Origin of the sequence: Algoriphagus halophilus (assembly GCF_041729275.1) — a bacterium.
GTDB classification, from domain to species: domain Bacteria; phylum Bacteroidota; class Bacteroidia; order Cytophagales; family Cyclobacteriaceae; genus Algoriphagus; species Algoriphagus halophilus_A.
Window position 1 is genome coordinate 2,645,055 of the sequence record NZ_CP146486.1, and the last position, 16,032, is coordinate 2,661,086.

The following is a 16,032-nucleotide window of genomic DNA, read 5'->3' on the forward strand; positions in this document are numbered from 1 at the left end:
TCAACTTATTTATTAAATGAAAAAATCACTTCTTCTTTTGGTCATTCTGGCGGTTACTGGTTTGGGACTAAAAGCTCAAACATCCGAAAAACTTATCCATACTGCACAAGACTTTCTAAGCTCCTTAGATCCAGATCAAAAAGCCAAGTCCTGTTCACCATGGAAGATTCCATGAGAACCAAATGGACCAATCTTCCTTTGGGCCTTGCACCAAGAGCAGGCCTTCGCTACGGAGATTTTTCAGAAGAATCGAAAATCAAGTTCCATAAAGTATTGAGTGCCATTTTCAGCTCTCAAGGATATCTTAAAACCTTCAGCATCATGCAGGTGGATGATATTTTACATGAATTGTTTGAGATCCAATACAAAGAGGGAAAGATTCCTGAAAATACCATTCAGATGATCAGAGGACTCAATTGGGATTATGGGAATTATTTTGCGGCAGTGTGGGGAGAGCCCAAAGCGGAAGGCACCTGGGGAATAAAGTTTGAGGGACATCATATTTCTATCAACCTGACCATGGTGGATTCAGAATATTCAATGACTCCTCTGTTTTTTGGATCTGATCCAGCAGTGGTGGAACAAACCCAATATGCTGGGTTAAGACCCTTGAGTAAAGAAGAAGATTATGGCTTTTGGTTTGTGAATCTGCTTAATGATGAACAAAAAGCCAAAGCTGTATTTGAGGATAAGGTCCCTGGAGATATCATAACCAGTCCAGACCGACCTCAATGGATTTCTGAGTTTAGGGGAATCAAAGGCTCTGAACTGAATCCCGAGCAGCAGAAAATACTACATTATTTAATTGAGGAATATATCGGAAATCTTGAAACTCAAAAAGCAGAGGAGTATATGGCTATTCTTCATGAAGGAGGATTGGATCAAGTTTATTTCTCCTGGATCGGCAGTTTAGAACCCATGAAACCACACTATTACCTTATCCATAGCCCAGATTTTATCATTGAATATGACAATGTAGGATTTTTGGATAATGCCAACCACATCCATTCAATCCTAAGACAAAACAACAATGACTTCGGTGCTGATCTTTTGAGAAAGCATCGAATGGAACATAATCATAATTAATACCAATAGCCAAAAAGTTCTTTTTACCCATGTTTCATTTTATCACCTATGCTAGATCAAACTTCACCAAAAATTGCTGCTACTCTTGGAATGGAGCGCATTCAGTCTCTCGATGTCATGAGAGGCTTTGTTTTATTTGGTATTCTATTAATGAATATCAACGGATTCGGATTAGCCAAAGCCTATATTGACCCAACGGTGGCTGGTGGATACACCGGATATAATCTGTACACCTGGATCACTACCAATATGTTTTTCGAAGGCACCATGCGTGCCTTGTTCTCTCTTTTATTTGGAGTTGGGATGTATATTTTTTGGATAGACTTTTAAAAAAGATGCAGGGATCAAAGCAGCAGATATTTACTTCAGGAGACTTATGTATCTTTTGGTCTTCGGCCTTTTCCACGGCTACCTCCTGCTTTGGGTGGGAGAGATCCTTTATCAATATGCCTTGATGGGTTTCTTGGTCTATTCTTTTAGACAGATGGCCCCCAAACGTTTGATTGCAGTGTCTATTTTATTGATTTCCATCGGCACTTTTTGGAATTATATGGATTATAAAGACACTAAAAAGTTTGTGGCAAATGTGGAGGAAGCTGCTGTTTACAAAGCTGAGGATAAAGAGCTGACCAAGGAATTGAAAGGCGCTTCAGAGCGATGGGAAAAAAGAGAAAAAGACCGCTCCTCCGAAGCTATTGCAGAGTATAATGCAGAAATGCATAAGGGATATTTTAGCGTAGTTGCTTTCCTTGCCCCTACCAATTTTGAATATGACACCGTATGGCCTTACCGAGGTGATGTTTGGGATGTCCTGAGCATGATGCTAATTGGGATTGCCCTTTTTCGGTGGAATGTACTTTCAGGTGCCAAGTCCTATAGATTTTATGGAACTATGGCTCTCATAGGCTATGCCCTAGGTCTTGCCATCAACTATTATGAAGTAAAAACATTCTGAATGATGATTTCTCCTTATTGGCTTTTTCCAAATCCGATATCACCTACTATTGGGGAAGGCTCTTTATCTCATTCGGGCATGTGGGTGCCATCATGATTTTCTGTAAATCCGGAATTTTGGCAGGTTTTCAACAAAGTATGGCAGCCGTAGGAAAAATGGCCTTAACCAATTACATAATGCATTCTGTCATTTGCATGATTATTTTCACTGGGGTAGGTTTTGGAATGTTCGGTAAACTCCAACGATATGAATTACTCTATGTGGTTTTCAGTATCTGGATTTTTCAGTTAATTCTAAGTCCAATTTGGCTGAAGTATTTCTATTTCGGCCCTATGGAATGGCTCTGGAGAAGCTTGAGTTATCAGAAAAGACAACTCTTTAAACGACCAAAAATAAGCCCACCTTCATTGGCAGTACAATAGAAGCCTATCGGGTGAAGAAAAAATCGGTGAATTCGGAGTAGACATTCTTAGAAAACAGCCCATGGATTATGTACACTGAATATCCAATTCAGAAGTAACTTATTGTGGAATTCAGCATAGACTATGGAAAAAAAATTTAAATTATTGAATCTTAAATCTTTAACCTCAAATCTTATGGATTGAGAATGAGAATTTTTTGGCTATGGCAAAATTTCGGTTTCTATTTATTCTACTTTTCACCATCTCTTTTTCTCTGAAAGGACAAGACTTAGATAGCCTCCTTTTAAAGGCTTATTCCTATTATTCAGATTACAACTATGAGGAGTCCATCCGATTTGCAGATGAAGCAATTCTACTGGCCAAAAAAGAAGGAAATGAGTCTGGCATGCTCATCGGGGAGTTTTATAAAACGTTCAGTGTACAAGAAAGGGACCCTACTCAATCCGATACAGAAATAATCGAGCGCATGATAATCCAAATGGATAGTTTAGGTTTGAGGTTAGAGCAAGCAAGAGCCCATAACTTTCTGGCTAATACCTATGCCCGCTTTGGAGATATTGAAAAAGCGGTTGAAAATCATCAGGCTGCCATGGACATTTATGAATCTACTGGCAATTTAACTGGTGTGTCTTCTTCCCATTCGAATCTCAGTTTGCTTTATTATGATCAACATGATTACGAGGAGGCTTTTTATCATGCAAGGAAGGCCTTGGAAATGGACCTCTCCTTAGGGAACCCAGAAAACATTCAAAGTAGCTATAACAATCTAGCCATCATATTTGAACACACAGGCCCGCTTGATTCTGCGATTTACTACCATAAATTTTCTTTGGAATATGCAAAAGAGGATGAAAATCCCTATTCCATCGGTTTAGCCCTCAGTAATTTGGGGAATAATTATGCCAACAAAGGAGACCTTAAGTTAGCCGAAGAAACTTTACTCGAGGCACTCCGAATTCGAGATTCTTTAGGCTATTCTCGCGGCCTCGCTTATACTCATAACCGACTTGCCAATCTTTATCAAAAGACCAATCAATTGTCAAAAGCCAAATACCATGCGGATAAATCATTGGAACATGCCCAAAAAGCAAGAGAAGTAAAAGTACTTCGAATGGCTTATGAACGACTTCAAGAGGTAGCAGAAAAAATGGGGGATTATCGGGCTGAATTAGCTTATTTAAAAGAGGCAACCCTACTCAAGGATAGTATTCTGAATGAATCGAATACAAAAAGTATCACCCAGATGATGCTTAATTATGAATTCGAGAAAAAGCAAATTCTAGATAGTATCAAAAATGAACAAGAAAAACGGGAGCGTGATTTGATTTTCAATGAACGTCTTGAATTAGAGAGAAGTCGTAAGATCATTTTCATGATTTCCGGATTATTCCTTTTCCTTTTAGTAGTTGGGCTTTTTCTCCGGTACCAATTCATTAAACAATCAAAAGAAGTTCTTACAAAAGAGAAGGATCGATCAGATAAACTTTTGCTAAACATCCTCCCTTCAGAAGTGGCAGAAGAACTAAAAGCAAAAGGAAGTTCAGATGCCAGAGACTTTGATCAGGTCACGGTTATTTTCACGGACTTTGCCGACTTCACCAAAAAGCCCAGCATCTCAGCGCAAAAGAACTTGTCAAAGAATTGAATATTTGCTTCAAAACATTTGATGAGATCATTGTAAACCTCGGTTTAGAAAAGATTAAAACTATCGGGGATGCCTACATGGCAGCAGGCGGGCTCAATTCCAAAGCTGGAGTAAAAGAAGTTGCCTTAGCGGCAATTCAGATGAAGAAATTTATAGATGATCGAAATGCCGACCCAAATATTCCCAAAAAAATCAAATTCGATATGCGTTGTGGAATCAATACGGGGCCAGTTGTAGCAGGAATTGTAGGGATCAAGAAGTTCCAATATGATATCTGGGGTGATACGGTAAATACTGCTCAAAGAATGGAAGCAAATTGTGAAATAAACAGAATAAATATTTCTGAAAATACCTATTTGCTTTTAAAAGAGGATCCACAATTCACTTTTACAGAAAGAGGAACCCTACCTGTAAAAGGAAAAGGTGAAATGAAAATGTGGTATTTAGAATCTTATGATAAGGAAATTGATGAATAGAAAAAATCTTGGGCTATTAGTTTTGTTGGTTTATGGTTCTTTGGATGCACTAATAACCTATTAGAAGATGATTCTGCAGATTCTCGCCCTAATATTTTATTAATTGTAGCGGACGATTTAGGCTACGCAGATATGGGAGCCTATGGCGGGGATATAGAAACCCCTAACCTTGATGCATTGGCTGCCAGTGGAATTCGGTTTAGCCGATTTCACACTGCTCCTCTTTGTGCGGTGACCCGGGCCATGTTATTATCAGGTAATAATAACCATATTGCTGGTATGGGATCGCAACAATTACAAACCCAAGTTCCAGGTTACGAAGGTCACCTAACGGATCGAATCATACCATTGCCAGCCTTGCTTCGATCTGCAGGTTACCATACCTACATGGCAGGCAAATGGCATTTAGGAGATCGATTGGAAGATGGGCCTATGGCTAAAGGATTTGAGCATTCTTTTTCAATCAACGGGGAAGGGGCGGCAAATCACTATAGTAATTTGGGCATCTTCTCGGAATCTGCAATTACAGGCTATACCGAGGATGGAGAAAAAGCTGATTGGAAGGAAGGAGATTATTCCACCGATTTTTATACAGACAAACTTATTTCATACATTGATAGACACCGGGAAGATGGAAAGCCTTTTTCACTTTTGCAGCTTACACCTCACCGCATTGGCCATTACAAGTGGATGAAAAATACTGGAAGAAATATGAAGGACGCTATGATGATGGGTATGAATCCTTAAAAGAAAAACGATTTAAAAGCCTTAAGAAAGCTGGAATGATTCCGATAGATGCGGTACTTCCAAAAACCCATCCCAGTGTAAAGGCTTGGGGTTCTCTTTCTCCAGAAGAGCAAAAAAAGGAAGCCCGAAAGATGGAATTATATGCCGGTATGGTAGATAACCTGGATTACAACATTGGAAGATTGATTAATTACCTAAAGGAAACAGGACAATACGAGAATACGCTGATAATATTTATGTCAGACAATGGCGCTGCTGCGGAGGATTTTTATTACCATGAGTACTTGGGGCCTTTCATCAAAGAACACTATTCGGATGAATATTCCGAAATGGGAAAAGTAAACTCTTTTATTTCTTATGGGCCTCAATGGGCCGAAGCAGGATCCTCTCCTTTCAAATATTTTAAAGGCTTTACCACCGAAGGGGTATCAACACACCAATGATTGTCGCGGGACCAGGAGTAGAAAATATTGGAAAGATCAACGATTCATTCCTGACTTTGATGGATTTTGCTCCTACCTTTTATGAGTTGGCCAATGTACAATACCCAAATGAATGGAAAGGAAAAGTAGTAAAGCCCTTACTTGGTAAATCAATTCTACCCTTACTCTCAGGAAAATCAACTACAGTTCACGATTCTACTTATGTCTTTGGATTGGAGCTTGAAGGTTATTCTATGATCAGAAAAGGAGATTGGAAAATAGTTAATATTGATTGGCCATTTCTTTTGGAAAATTTCCAATTGATGAATCTCCAAACTGATCTTGCGGAACAACAAGATTTGAAGGAAATCTACCCAGAAAAATATCAAGAAATGCTTTCCGAGTGGGAACGCTTTTCCAAAGAAGTTGGAATCGTTTATCCTACCCCTAGTCCAGAATCAAATTAAACCACCAGTATAAATTACATGAAGATTAACCCTTACCTTAATTATTTAGCTTTTAGCCTATTTCTAAGCACATTCCTCTCAACGCACCTATTTGCCCAGACCTATGGTCAACACGGCATGGTGGTTTCGGACCATTATTTAGCTTCAGAAGTGGGAGTAGATATTTTAAAAAAAGGTGGAAATGCCATAGATGCGACAGTGGCCACTGCATTTGCATTGGCAGTAACCCATCCTGAAGCAGGAAATATTGGTGGAGGGGCTTTATCGTTTACTTATCTTCAGATGGGGAGGTGACTACTTTTGATTTTCGGGAAAAAGCTCCATTAGCCGCTAGTCCGACGATGTTTCTGGGAGAAGATGGCAAAATCAAAGATAATTCCAATCATCGAGGTTTATTGTCAGTGGGAGTTCCCGGAACAGTGGCAGGACTCTATCAAGCGCATCAAAAATATGGAAAACTACCTTGGAAAGACTTGGTTGAACCATCTATAAAATTAGCAAAAAAGGGATTTTCCATGTCCTGGGGTTTGTACAAGGCGGCTTTAAGAATGTCAGAGGGAGATGAATCTTGGGATATTATGAAAGATTATTTCCGAAACGCAGATGGCGAGGTGGTCGCTCCCGGAGAACTATGGAAGCAACCAGCATTAGCAAAAACCCTGGAAGAAATCAAAAAGCATGGTAGAGATGGTTTCTATAAAGGAAAAATAGCGGAAGAAATTGAGACCTACATGCAGGCAAATGGGGGGATTATCACCCAAGAAGATTTGGCCAAATACGAGGCGGTAGAAAGAAAGCCGGTAACAACCAAGTTTAAAGACTTTGAGATTTTCTCCATGCCTCCACCGAGTTCCGGCGGGGTGGCACTGATCGAGATGATGAACCTATTGGAAGCAGCTGATATCTCTTCCGTGGAATTTAACTCTACTGCTTATGTGCATTTGGTAGCCGAAGCCATGAGAAGAGCTTTTGCAGATAGAGCAGAATTTTTAGGAGACCCGGACTTCAATCCCGACATGCCTGTTGACAAGTTGATTTCTAAGGATTTTGCCAATGAAAGATTCGAAAATCTGGATTTAAAACATGCTTCTAAAAGTGATTCTTCAAAATTTGGGCAACTTTATGGAGGGGACCACACCACCCATTTTTCGGTGGTGGACAAAGATGGAAATGCCATTTCCATGACTTACACCTTGGAGAATTCTTATGGAGTCAAAATGGGATCCTCCAAACTCGGATTTATTTTCAATAATGAGATGGGTGATTTCAATCCCATCCCAGGAGTAACAACTTCCACCGGACTTATTGGCTCCAACCCTAATCTGGTAGCTCCAGAAAAACGCATGCTATCCAGCATGACACCCACGATTGTATCCAAGAACGGGAAACCTTATTTAGTCATCGGGAGCCCAGGAGGAAGAACCATCATCAACACCGTATTCCAAACAGTGCTCAATGTATTGGTATATGACATGAGAATAGACCGGGCCATTGAGGCAATGAAAATTCATCATCAATGGTTACCAGATCAAATTCTCTACGAAAGAAATCTATTATCACCAGACACAAGAAAAGCCTTGGAAGAAATGGGACATACTTTACGTCCCACAACCAATCTTGGTGTATTGATGGGAATCACATACGATTCCAATTTAAAAGTATACATGGGGGCAGCCGACTCTTCAAGTGAAGATGGAGCGGCTAGGGGTTTTTAAATTCAGTAGGTAGAAGACAGTCGCAGATGGCAGTGGCAAGGGAAGTCTGAAAGCTAAAGTGAAAAAGCTGAAAAGACGGTAGACAGGAGGCGGAAGTTGGAAACGCATCCAATCCCCCTTGGAGAAGATTTATATTTTGGATTCGGATTTTGAACAAAGGGGGCCGGGGGGATTTTAAAATAGTTTGTAGAAAAATGCTGGCAATGGTCAGAAAAAATATAAGTAGGAAGTAACCTAAAATCAACTAAACGAGTGGAAAAAGAAACAGGTTTAAAAAGAGAAATTGGCGTCTGGGGACTTTCTGCCAACATTGTCAACATTATAGTAGGAGCAGGGATTTTTGTCTTGCCAGCCATTGTTGCAGAAATCATGGGTTCCTCGGGAATCATCGTCTACCTTTTCTGTGGATTTTTGATCGCCTTGGTCATGCTTTGCTTTGCGGAAGCAGGAAGTAAAGTGACACGTTCAGGTGGAGGCTATGCCTACGTAGAAACCGCATTTGGCCCCTATACAGGATTTTTAGCTGCTATTTTTATGGTAACTGGAAGCGTATTTTCCGATGCTGCCGTAGCCAATGCCTTGGTGGAATTAATCGGCTTGGCATTTCCTGTCTTTACAGACCCTGTCAATAGGTTCCTGTTATTGTTTGTCTTCTTTTCAGGATTAGCCTTCTTAAATGTAATCGGAGTGAAACAGGGAATTGGATTAGTTAAAATCAATACTGTAGCAAAACTCACTCCGATCCTGCTATTAATATTCTTTAGCTGGAAGGATGTGTCATTTTCCAACCTTTACTGGGAAACAGCTCCCTCCTTTAATCAATTTGGACAGGCTTGCTTGATTCTGTTCTTTGCCTTCCAAGGTGGTGATGCAGGCCTATCTGTAGGTGGCGAAATCAAAGACCCTCAAAAGACTGTGCCAAAAGCCATTTTCATTGGGATCCTCTTTGTATTAATTCTGTATATACTCATTCAAACTGTGGCCCAGGGAGTGATGGGAGACCAACTTCCAGAATTCAAAGAAGCTCCACTGGCAGCCGTTGCAAATGTTGTTTTTGGTCCAATTGGATATACTGCATTATTGGTAGGTGCTGGAATTTCCATGTTTGGCATGCTGAGTGGTGAAATTCTAAATCTTCCACGGGTCATCTTTGGCCTGGCAAGCGACCAAGTCATTCCAATGAAAAAGTTGGCATCAATTCATCCTAGATTCAAAACCCCATATTTAGCCATTTTACTGTATGCAGGCTTGGGCTTCACTTTAGCAGCCTTGGGAGGATTCCGACAACTCGCGGTCATCGCTTCAGCGAGTATGCTTTTGGTTTATTTTGGAGTTTGTTTATCTGTAATCTGGCTTAGAAGGAAACAAACAGCTAAAAAAGGCGATTTCAAAATCCCATTTGGTAATACGGTACCAATCCTATCAGCGGGAATTATACTCTTTTTTCTTTCCAATTTGACAGGCTACGAGAAAACTGGTCTTTTCGTTTTTTCCTCGCATTGACAGTAATTTATTATATGGTGAAAACTATTCGAGACAAGAGATCCTAAATCAACCTTCAATGAACCCTATAAACCATTCCATATCATGAAAAAACCATCTTCTTTTTTGCCTTGCTTTTTGTGGCTTTGTCAAGTTTAAACGCCCAGCAGAAATCAAACTTGGAACTCAAAGACATTTTTGATCTGGAGTATGTGACAAACCCTTCCATCTCACCAGATGGTACCAAAGTGGTTTATGTCAGAAATTTCAAAGACATCATGACTGACAGAGATTATTCTAACCTCTGGATCAGTAATATTGATGGGACTCAAAACCGCCCATTAACTCAAGGGAATCATCGGGACCTGGGCCCAGTTTGGTCTCATGATGGCAACAAAATCGCCTATCGATCCAATCAGCAGGATGAGAAGATGAAGCTTTTGTCCTTTATTTAGACACCCAAGAATCCGTAGCGTTAACCAATTCTGCAAATGCTCCAGGTTCAGTTTCCTGGTCCTATGACAATCGGGAATTGGCTTTTACTCAGTTTGTGCCTAAAGCCAAAAAATCATTATTGAAGATTCCAAATAAGCCTGAAGGGGCTAACTGGAATGAAGCTCCTATTTTCATTGATGAGATGAATTACCGCGGTGATGGTGCGGGATATTTCAAAGCCGGAAATTCTCAGATATTTACAATCGGTCTAGCAGGCGGTACGGCGAGACAACGGACTTTTGATGACAATAATTACGGTTCCCCAATTTGGAGTAAAGATGGAGAAAGCCTGTTTTTTTCTGCCAATCTTCATGAAAATCATGATTTGGAACCTGGCAATTCCGAAATCTACCAACTCAATCTTCATTCGGGAAATGTCTCTGCATTGACATCCAGATTTGGTCCGGATAGTGGGCCTGTACTATCTCCTGATGGGACACAGATTGCATACACTGGATTTGACGATTCATATCAGGGGTATCAAGTAACGAATCTTTATGTAATGAACATGGATGGTTCAGGGGTCAAAAACCTGACTGAAGATCTGGATCGAGATGTCGGAAATCCACAATGGGAGGCAAATGGAAAAGGAATCTATTTTCAATATGATGAATTTGGTGATACAAAAATTGGACATGTAGCACTCACCGGCAAAATAAGCACCGTAGTGGAAGGACTTGGTGGCTTGGATCTAGGTAGACCATATAATGCGGGTGATTTTTCAGTTTCAAACAATACCAAATTTGCCTTCACCCTAGGAGGTCCAGAACACCCTTCAGATTTAGCAGTTTGGTCCGACGGGGAAATCAAAAGGATTACTGCTCTAAATGACGATGTGTTTTCCTACCGTAATTTGGGAAAAGTGGAAGAAATCTGGTGGGAATCCTCTTTTGATGGATTGAAAATCCAAGGATGGATCGTCACTCCTCCAAATTTTGATCCAAGCAAAAAATACCCTTTCATCCTTGAAATCCATGGGGGTCCTTTTGCCATGTATGGCCCTGCTTTTTCGTATGAAATCCAGCAATATGCAGCTGCAGGATATGTAGTGCTTTATTCCAATCCGAGAGGAAGTACCGGTTACGGGCAGGAATTCGGGAACGCTATTCACCATGATTATCCGAATCATGATTATGATGATTTGATGACTGGGGTAGATGCAGTCATTGAAAAAGGATATATAGACACTGACAACCTCTTTGTGACTGGAGGTAGTGGCGGTGGTCTGCTGACTGCCTGGATTGTTGGTAAAACCAATCGTTTTAAAGCCGCAGTAGTTGCTAAGCCGGTGATCAATTGGTCTACCCATGTTTTGTATGCAGATAATCCGGCGTTTTTTACGAAATACTGGTTTCCCGGAAATCCATGGGAAGAACCTGAAAGTTATACCAAGCGCTCCCCGATTACTTTTGTTGGAAATGTCACAACTCCTACCATGCTCCTGACTGGAGAAGCAGATTACCGAACTCCTATAGCCGAGTCGGAGCAATTCTATGCAGCATTGAAATTACAGGAGGTGGAGACCGCGATGGTACGCATTCCCAATGCCTCCCACGGTTTGGTCGATAGACCAAGTATGCTCATGAGCAAATCAGCTTCTATTTTAAGTTGGTTCAACCATTACAGAGATCAATAATAACTTCCCTTCAACTCACATTGCCATGAAAAAGCTCTTATTCACTTTGATTATTACCTGTTCCGTGATGGTATTCATACATGCCCAAGGAATCGTATATCCAGCCATTAAAGGATATGGAGGCGTCAACGAAGTTCCGTTTGAAACAATTAAACCAGATCCTACCAAGAAGTATCATTTCGTGATCGAATTTAGCAACAGGATTGAAGACAAAAAAGGTATCAGATGATTTAGACTATGCTGCCAGAATGTACAATCTGCATATTTATGCAGGTGTACCAAAGGAAAATATCGACCTGGCCTTCGTGGTCTTTTCAGGTTCCACGTCTATTATCCTTTCGAACGAAGAATACAAAAAGCGATTTGGGGTGGAAAATCCAAATAGGGAACTTTTGGACGAGTTTAAAAAACATGGTGTCAGAGTAATTGTATGTGGACAATCCATGATGAAACAAAGGCTTGACCCTGCCATGATTTATCCTGGAGTGGAAATGGCAGTATCCAGATTTACTGCAACTACTGATTTGATGAATAAAGGGTACTTATTGTTCAGCCTTTAATCTTATCCTATGCAGCCTTTTATAAAGCCATTTTTAAAGTTTTTCTTAGTCATATTGATGCTTCAGACTTTCCAAGTATTTGGGCAGCAAACTGAAATCAATCAAATCCTTACCCAAAGGGAAGCATCCAATCAAGCATTAAGAAATTTTGATGAGGACCTCAACAGTACTTTCTTGACTGAGGATGTATTGATAACTACGGGAGCAGGAACCTTGATATCTGGAAAAGCTAAGCTGATGGAATATATCAAAAATTCAAGCGGCCCAAGAATGTATTGGGTGAGAACCCCTGATGAAATCAAGGTAAATCCAGAATCCAATTTAGCCTGGGAAACTGGAACTTGGAAAGGGTTTGTAGAGGGATCAATGGAATCGGTTGTAGGTGGAAAGTATTCCGCTCAATGGATAAAGAAATCTGACACTTGGCTGATCCAATCGCAGTTGTTTGTTACCCTACCTAATTGAACTCATGATGGGAAAGAATGAAGAGGTGGAAAAGGAATCCACTTCCAATAAACCAAAGGAAAAACGAGGTTGGGCCTCCTACCTCAAAGAATTCTTCATGCTTTTCCTGGCAATATTTTGTGGCTTCCTAGCTGAAAATTACCGGGAATCTCTGAGTGCCCAAAAGATTGAAAAAGAATACATGGTTTCTCTGATGGAAGATCTGAAAACAGACACTACTAACCTTAAATCTTATATCTCATCAATGAAAGAAAGGAGCAAAATCATGGATTCTTTAGCATTGATGATGCTTTCTGATGAAAGAAATCAATTTGGAAATCAGATATACTTTTTGGCAAGGCAAGTCTTTAACGAAGAGCCATTTATCTACTCTGATGGCACCATCCAACAGCTAAAAAATGCCGGAAACCTTCGCCTAATCAAAAAAGAAACATTGTCGATGAATTACTCAAGTATGAAAAGAAAGTAAGGATCCTGGAAGAATGGGACCAAAATGAAAGCAAAACAAAATCAACATTCCGAGAGATGGGAGGTAAAGTATTTAATTCCAATGACCTTAACGCGACAATGGATGCAACCATGAAATTTGTCCTACCCACCACTAATCCCCAGTTGATTACAGATGATTTCAACACCATTAATGAGTTGGCCTTTCAAATTCATTTTATATCCAAAATGTCCTTGGGCAATAGTAATCGAGCAGAATCATTACGAAAAAGCGCCAAAGAACTATTGAGCCTTGTACACGAAGAATATAACTTAAATTGACTATGGGAAAGTCCTCAAAAAACCAAGACCCCACTAGCAAAAGAAGTCAGTTTATTCAACCATTAAGTCTGGGTAAAAGGAACTGGGAATCCTACATTAAAGAATTTTTGATGCTATTCCTGGCAATTGTACTCGGTTTTTTTGTGGAAAATCTTCGGGAGTCCTATGTGGAGCAGCAAAGTGCCAAAGTACTTACCCAATCGATGCTGGAGGATTTAAAACAGGACAGAAAAGCATTAAAGGAAGCAATAAGTTTCGCTGAAGAAAAAGACTTGGTGATCGAAAATTTCCTCCAAATGCTTCACACCCCAAAAGAATCTTGGGATACAGTAGCCATTTATAAAAGTATGACAACAGTTTTCACCACTTTCCCTTTTTCCCCAACTGACGGAACCTACTCCCAAATGAAATCATCGGGAACGCTTCGATATTTTAATCAAACGCTGGTCAATCAAATGAATGCCTATGACAACCAACTGAAGAAAACGGTTTTTCGAGATGAAATTGTTGAGAAAGCCGAATGGGAATTAGTCCCGTTAGCAGGTACTCTGATCAATTTTGAGGTAACTGGAGAATTACGGTTTAACAAACCAATTACCAAAGAAATGTACCTCAAGATTCCTGATAAAAACACATTGGATATTCTTATCAATAATGTCGCCGTTGTTCGGACAATGATGGGTAGATCTCTTCAGGAGTATAAGTCTCAACTTGCTTTGGCAGAGGACCTTATTACAAAGCTAGAATCTCGGTAATCTCTGGAAAAATATCGATATTATATTTTTTACTTTATAAACCTTCTGAAAAATTCAGTTGAAATGGATGTAAACAAAAATTAGAAAGTCATGGGAATGTTTTGGGATTTAATTCAGCAAAGTGAAATAGAAGAACAAAAGGAAAAGGCAGTTTCAATCGAGCAACGTGTATTGTACTTAGAGGAAGAGCTTGAAAAGACGAGACTCTTATTAATAAAAACGCTGCATTTACTCGAAAAAGAGCTCGGGAAAGATATTGATGGGGATGGAAAAGTTGGGTAAACCTAAGCGGTTAAAAAAGAGAAGATGATTTCTTTTTTAGAAAAATCCGCCAGAAACTCCTAAGCCAAAACAGGGTCACCCAATACCTAGCATACGCTATAGGAGAAATATTTTTAGTGGTGATCGGAATATTGATTGCCTTGCAGATAAATACTTGGAATCAGCAGCGAATTGAAAATAATGAAGAATTAGAAATTCTTTTAGGGCTAAAAGATGAATTTGAAAATAATCTTGAGGAGTTAAACTTTAGTATCACTATCAATACTAAAGTAACTGAGGCCTGTGTGCAACTCACCCAATTAATAAGATCCAACTCTATCGCAAATGATTCTGATTTGTTGGATGACCTGCTCGTGAGGATTGGTACATTTAATTCATTTGATGCTCAAACAGGAGTATCTAGTGAAATCGTCAATTCAGGAAAATTAACCCTGCTTAAGAATGATGCCCTTCGCACTCGGATTATTAATTGGCTGACACTCTTAATAGATCAAGAAGAGGATATTCTTTTTAGATCTGATAATTATACCATGAACATGATGCCTTTTTTAATGAAACGTTTCCCTTTAGCAAATGGAGAGCTCACAAAAAAACTTCCATTTGATAAGAAAATATCTTCAGAACTACCAGGAAAAATCCCCATTTAAGTTCAATATAGCTAAGGAGGAATATTTAGAGTTTGAGAATCAAATTTGGCATCACAAGCATAACAATGATTACGTGTCAATAAACGAATTAAACTTAAAAGACTTTCTAAAAATAACACTCCAGATGATAGAGGAAGAATTGAATAAAAAAATAGCATGATCACATTTTTTAGAAAATTCCGTCAAAAACTCCTAACTCATAATAGAGTGACCTAATACCTTGCATATGCTGTAGGAGAAATCCTTCTGGTGGTGATTGGAATTCCGGTTGCCTAGAAGGTAAATAACTGGAATGTTGACAGGCAGTCAAAAAAATAGCAAACAGATTTTTTAGTTGACACGCTAAACGAGCTAGAAAAAGACCAAAGGCCATTGGAAGAAATAATCGAATTTCAGGAATTAAAAGAACTTAAATCCCTAGAATTAATTGCCTTGCTTGAAAAGCCGATACCCGATAAAAAAGATCAAATTGATTTTTTGTTTTCCTATTTAAGTTCGAGCAACGCTACCTTTTTCCAAACGTCGGTGTTTTTGAAAATGCCTTATCTGCAGGAAAAATTGACTTGATCAAAAACGATGAATTGAAATACACCATTATGGACCTTTACATGAGATCCTATAAAAGGTTAGTCTATAATGGTGAAATATATGATGAACGCTATGACTTGGTTTCTTGGGAAAGGAAAAAGTATTTTAATAAAATCATACAATCCATTAATTCCTGGGAGCAGGTAATATCAAAGGAATTTTACTCCCATGTTGAATTCCTGTACATACAAAATGAGATTTATACCCGATTGGCGAAAACCAGTCTTCAAGAAATTCAGAAAGTTATTGAAGCTATTGAAATTGTAGAAACTTCCAAATAACTAACCATACATTGATTTCATTTTTTAGAAAAAACCCCAAAAATAGCCCCATTAGAATCATGTTAAACCGCATAGAATCTATTTTGCCTGAACATATCAAGAAAATTGGAATGACGTGAAAGGTTTACGTCATTCCGG

21 protein-coding genes and 2 pseudogenes are annotated in these 16,032 nt (G+C 39.3%); all 23 read left to right on the forward strand.

From position 1 onward, the window contains the following. Nucleotides 1-16 precede the first annotated feature (16 nt). Nucleotides 17-175, forward strand: a complete 159-nt coding sequence (locus V8V91_RS14155; RefSeq protein WP_373395687.1) for a hypothetical protein — start codon at nucleotides 17-19, stop codon at nucleotides 173-175. Then, nucleotides 151-1,086: a DUF3500 domain-containing protein gene (locus tag V8V91_RS14160; protein ID WP_373400689.1), complete on the forward strand. Its 936-nt coding sequence runs from the start codon at nucleotides 151-153 to the stop codon at nucleotides 1,084-1,086. Before V8V91_RS14155 ends, V8V91_RS14160 begins: the two co-directional genes overlap by 25 nt. A 48-nt stretch (nucleotides 1,087-1,134) precedes the next feature. After that, nucleotides 1,135-1,416, forward strand: coding sequence for a hypothetical protein (locus V8V91_RS14165; protein WP_373395689.1), 282 nt, complete (start codon nucleotides 1,135-1,137; stop codon nucleotides 1,414-1,416). A gap of 94 nt (nucleotides 1,417-1,510) precedes the next feature. Beyond that, the gene (locus V8V91_RS14170) at nucleotides 1,511-2,041 is read left to right on the forward strand and encodes a hypothetical protein (RefSeq protein WP_373395690.1); all 531 of its coding nucleotides are present in this window, start codon (nucleotides 1,511-1,513) and stop codon (nucleotides 2,039-2,041) included. After that, nucleotides 2,038-2,463, forward strand: a complete 426-nt coding sequence (locus V8V91_RS14175; protein WP_373400690.1) for a DUF418 domain-containing protein — start codon at nucleotides 2,038-2,040, stop codon at nucleotides 2,461-2,463. The genes V8V91_RS14170 and V8V91_RS14175 overlap by 4 nt, the downstream gene beginning before the upstream one ends. A 202-nt stretch (nucleotides 2,464-2,665) precedes the next feature. Further along, complete coding sequence (locus V8V91_RS14180; protein WP_373395691.1) at nucleotides 2,666-4,108, forward strand: tetratricopeptide repeat protein; 1,443 nt, start codon at nucleotides 2,666-2,668, stop codon at nucleotides 4,106-4,108. After that, nucleotides 4,105-4,584, forward strand: a complete 480-nt coding sequence (locus V8V91_RS14185) for an adenylate/guanylate cyclase domain-containing protein (protein ID WP_373395692.1) — start codon at nucleotides 4,105-4,107, stop codon at nucleotides 4,582-4,584. Before V8V91_RS14180 ends, V8V91_RS14185 begins: the two co-directional genes overlap by 4 nt. 132 nt (nucleotides 4,585-4,716) lie before the next feature. Then, complete coding sequence (locus tag V8V91_RS14190) at nucleotides 4,717-5,331, forward strand: sulfatase-like hydrolase/transferase (protein ID WP_373395693.1); 615 nt, start codon at nucleotides 4,717-4,719, stop codon at nucleotides 5,329-5,331. Continuing rightward, on the forward strand, nucleotides 5,271-5,774 hold the full coding sequence (locus tag V8V91_RS14195; RefSeq protein ID WP_373395694.1) for a sulfatase-like hydrolase/transferase: 504 nt from the start codon (nucleotides 5,271-5,273) through the stop codon (nucleotides 5,772-5,774). The genes V8V91_RS14190 and V8V91_RS14195 overlap by 61 nt, the downstream gene beginning before the upstream one ends. Then, on the forward strand, nucleotides 5,771-6,220 hold the full coding sequence (locus V8V91_RS14200; RefSeq protein WP_373395696.1) for a sulfatase/phosphatase domain-containing protein: 450 nt from the start codon (nucleotides 5,771-5,773) through the stop codon (nucleotides 6,218-6,220). The genes V8V91_RS14195 and V8V91_RS14200 overlap by 4 nt, the downstream gene beginning before the upstream one ends. A gap of 117 nt (nucleotides 6,221-6,337) precedes the next feature. Continuing rightward, nucleotides 6,338-7,935, forward strand: a pseudogene (ggt, locus tag V8V91_RS14205) (gamma-glutamyltransferase). Between the two features lie 252 nt (nucleotides 7,936-8,187). Then, a complete protein-coding gene (locus tag V8V91_RS14210; protein WP_373395698.1) occupies nucleotides 8,188-9,438 on the forward strand; it encodes an APC family permease in 1,251 nt (416 codons plus the stop codon). 158 nt (nucleotides 9,439-9,596) lie between these two features. Continuing rightward, a complete protein-coding gene (locus tag V8V91_RS14215; RefSeq protein ID WP_373395700.1) occupies nucleotides 9,597-9,872 on the forward strand; it encodes a TolB family protein in 276 nt (91 codons plus the stop codon). A gap of 77 nt (nucleotides 9,873-9,949) precedes the next feature. Further along, entirely contained in the window at nucleotides 9,950-11,548 is a 1,599-nt protein-coding gene (locus tag V8V91_RS14220) for a prolyl oligopeptidase family serine peptidase (RefSeq protein WP_373395701.1), read from the forward strand. A gap of 25 nt (nucleotides 11,549-11,573) precedes the next feature. Further along, nucleotides 11,574-11,777, forward strand: coding sequence for a hypothetical protein (locus tag V8V91_RS14225; RefSeq protein WP_373395702.1), 204 nt, complete (start codon nucleotides 11,574-11,576; stop codon nucleotides 11,775-11,777). Then, complete coding sequence (locus V8V91_RS14230) at nucleotides 11,752-12,108, forward strand: DsrE family protein (protein ID WP_373395703.1); 357 nt, start codon at nucleotides 11,752-11,754, stop codon at nucleotides 12,106-12,108. Before V8V91_RS14225 ends, V8V91_RS14230 begins: the two co-directional genes overlap by 26 nt. A 9-nt stretch (nucleotides 12,109-12,117) precedes the next feature. Continuing rightward, nucleotides 12,118-12,573, forward strand: a complete 456-nt coding sequence (locus tag V8V91_RS14235) for a nuclear transport factor 2 family protein (protein WP_373395705.1) — start codon at nucleotides 12,118-12,120, stop codon at nucleotides 12,571-12,573. A 4-nt stretch (nucleotides 12,574-12,577) separates the two neighbouring features. Then, nucleotides 12,578-13,042, forward strand: coding sequence for a hypothetical protein (locus V8V91_RS14240; RefSeq protein ID WP_373395707.1), 465 nt, complete (start codon nucleotides 12,578-12,580; stop codon nucleotides 13,040-13,042). 56 nt (nucleotides 13,043-13,098) lie between these two features. Next, nucleotides 13,099-13,341: a hypothetical protein gene (locus tag V8V91_RS14245; protein WP_373395709.1), complete on the forward strand. Its 243-nt coding sequence runs from the start codon at nucleotides 13,099-13,101 to the stop codon at nucleotides 13,339-13,341. A gap of 2 nt (nucleotides 13,342-13,343) precedes the next feature. Continuing rightward, a complete protein-coding gene (locus tag V8V91_RS14250; RefSeq protein ID WP_373395710.1) occupies nucleotides 13,344-14,096 on the forward strand; it encodes a hypothetical protein in 753 nt (250 codons plus the stop codon). 96 nt (nucleotides 14,097-14,192) lie between these two features. Next, nucleotides 14,193-14,378, forward strand: a complete 186-nt coding sequence (locus tag V8V91_RS14255) for a hypothetical protein (protein WP_373395711.1) — start codon at nucleotides 14,193-14,195, stop codon at nucleotides 14,376-14,378. 116 nt (nucleotides 14,379-14,494) lie between these two features. After that, nucleotides 14,495-15,025, forward strand: coding sequence for a DUF6090 family protein (locus V8V91_RS14260; RefSeq protein WP_373395712.1), 531 nt, complete (start codon nucleotides 14,495-14,497; stop codon nucleotides 15,023-15,025). A gap of 521 nt (nucleotides 15,026-15,546) precedes the next feature. Beyond that, nucleotides 15,547-15,894, forward strand: a pseudogene (locus V8V91_RS14265) (DUF6090 family protein); the annotation flags it as partial. Nucleotides 15,895-16,032: the final 138 nt, after the last annotated feature.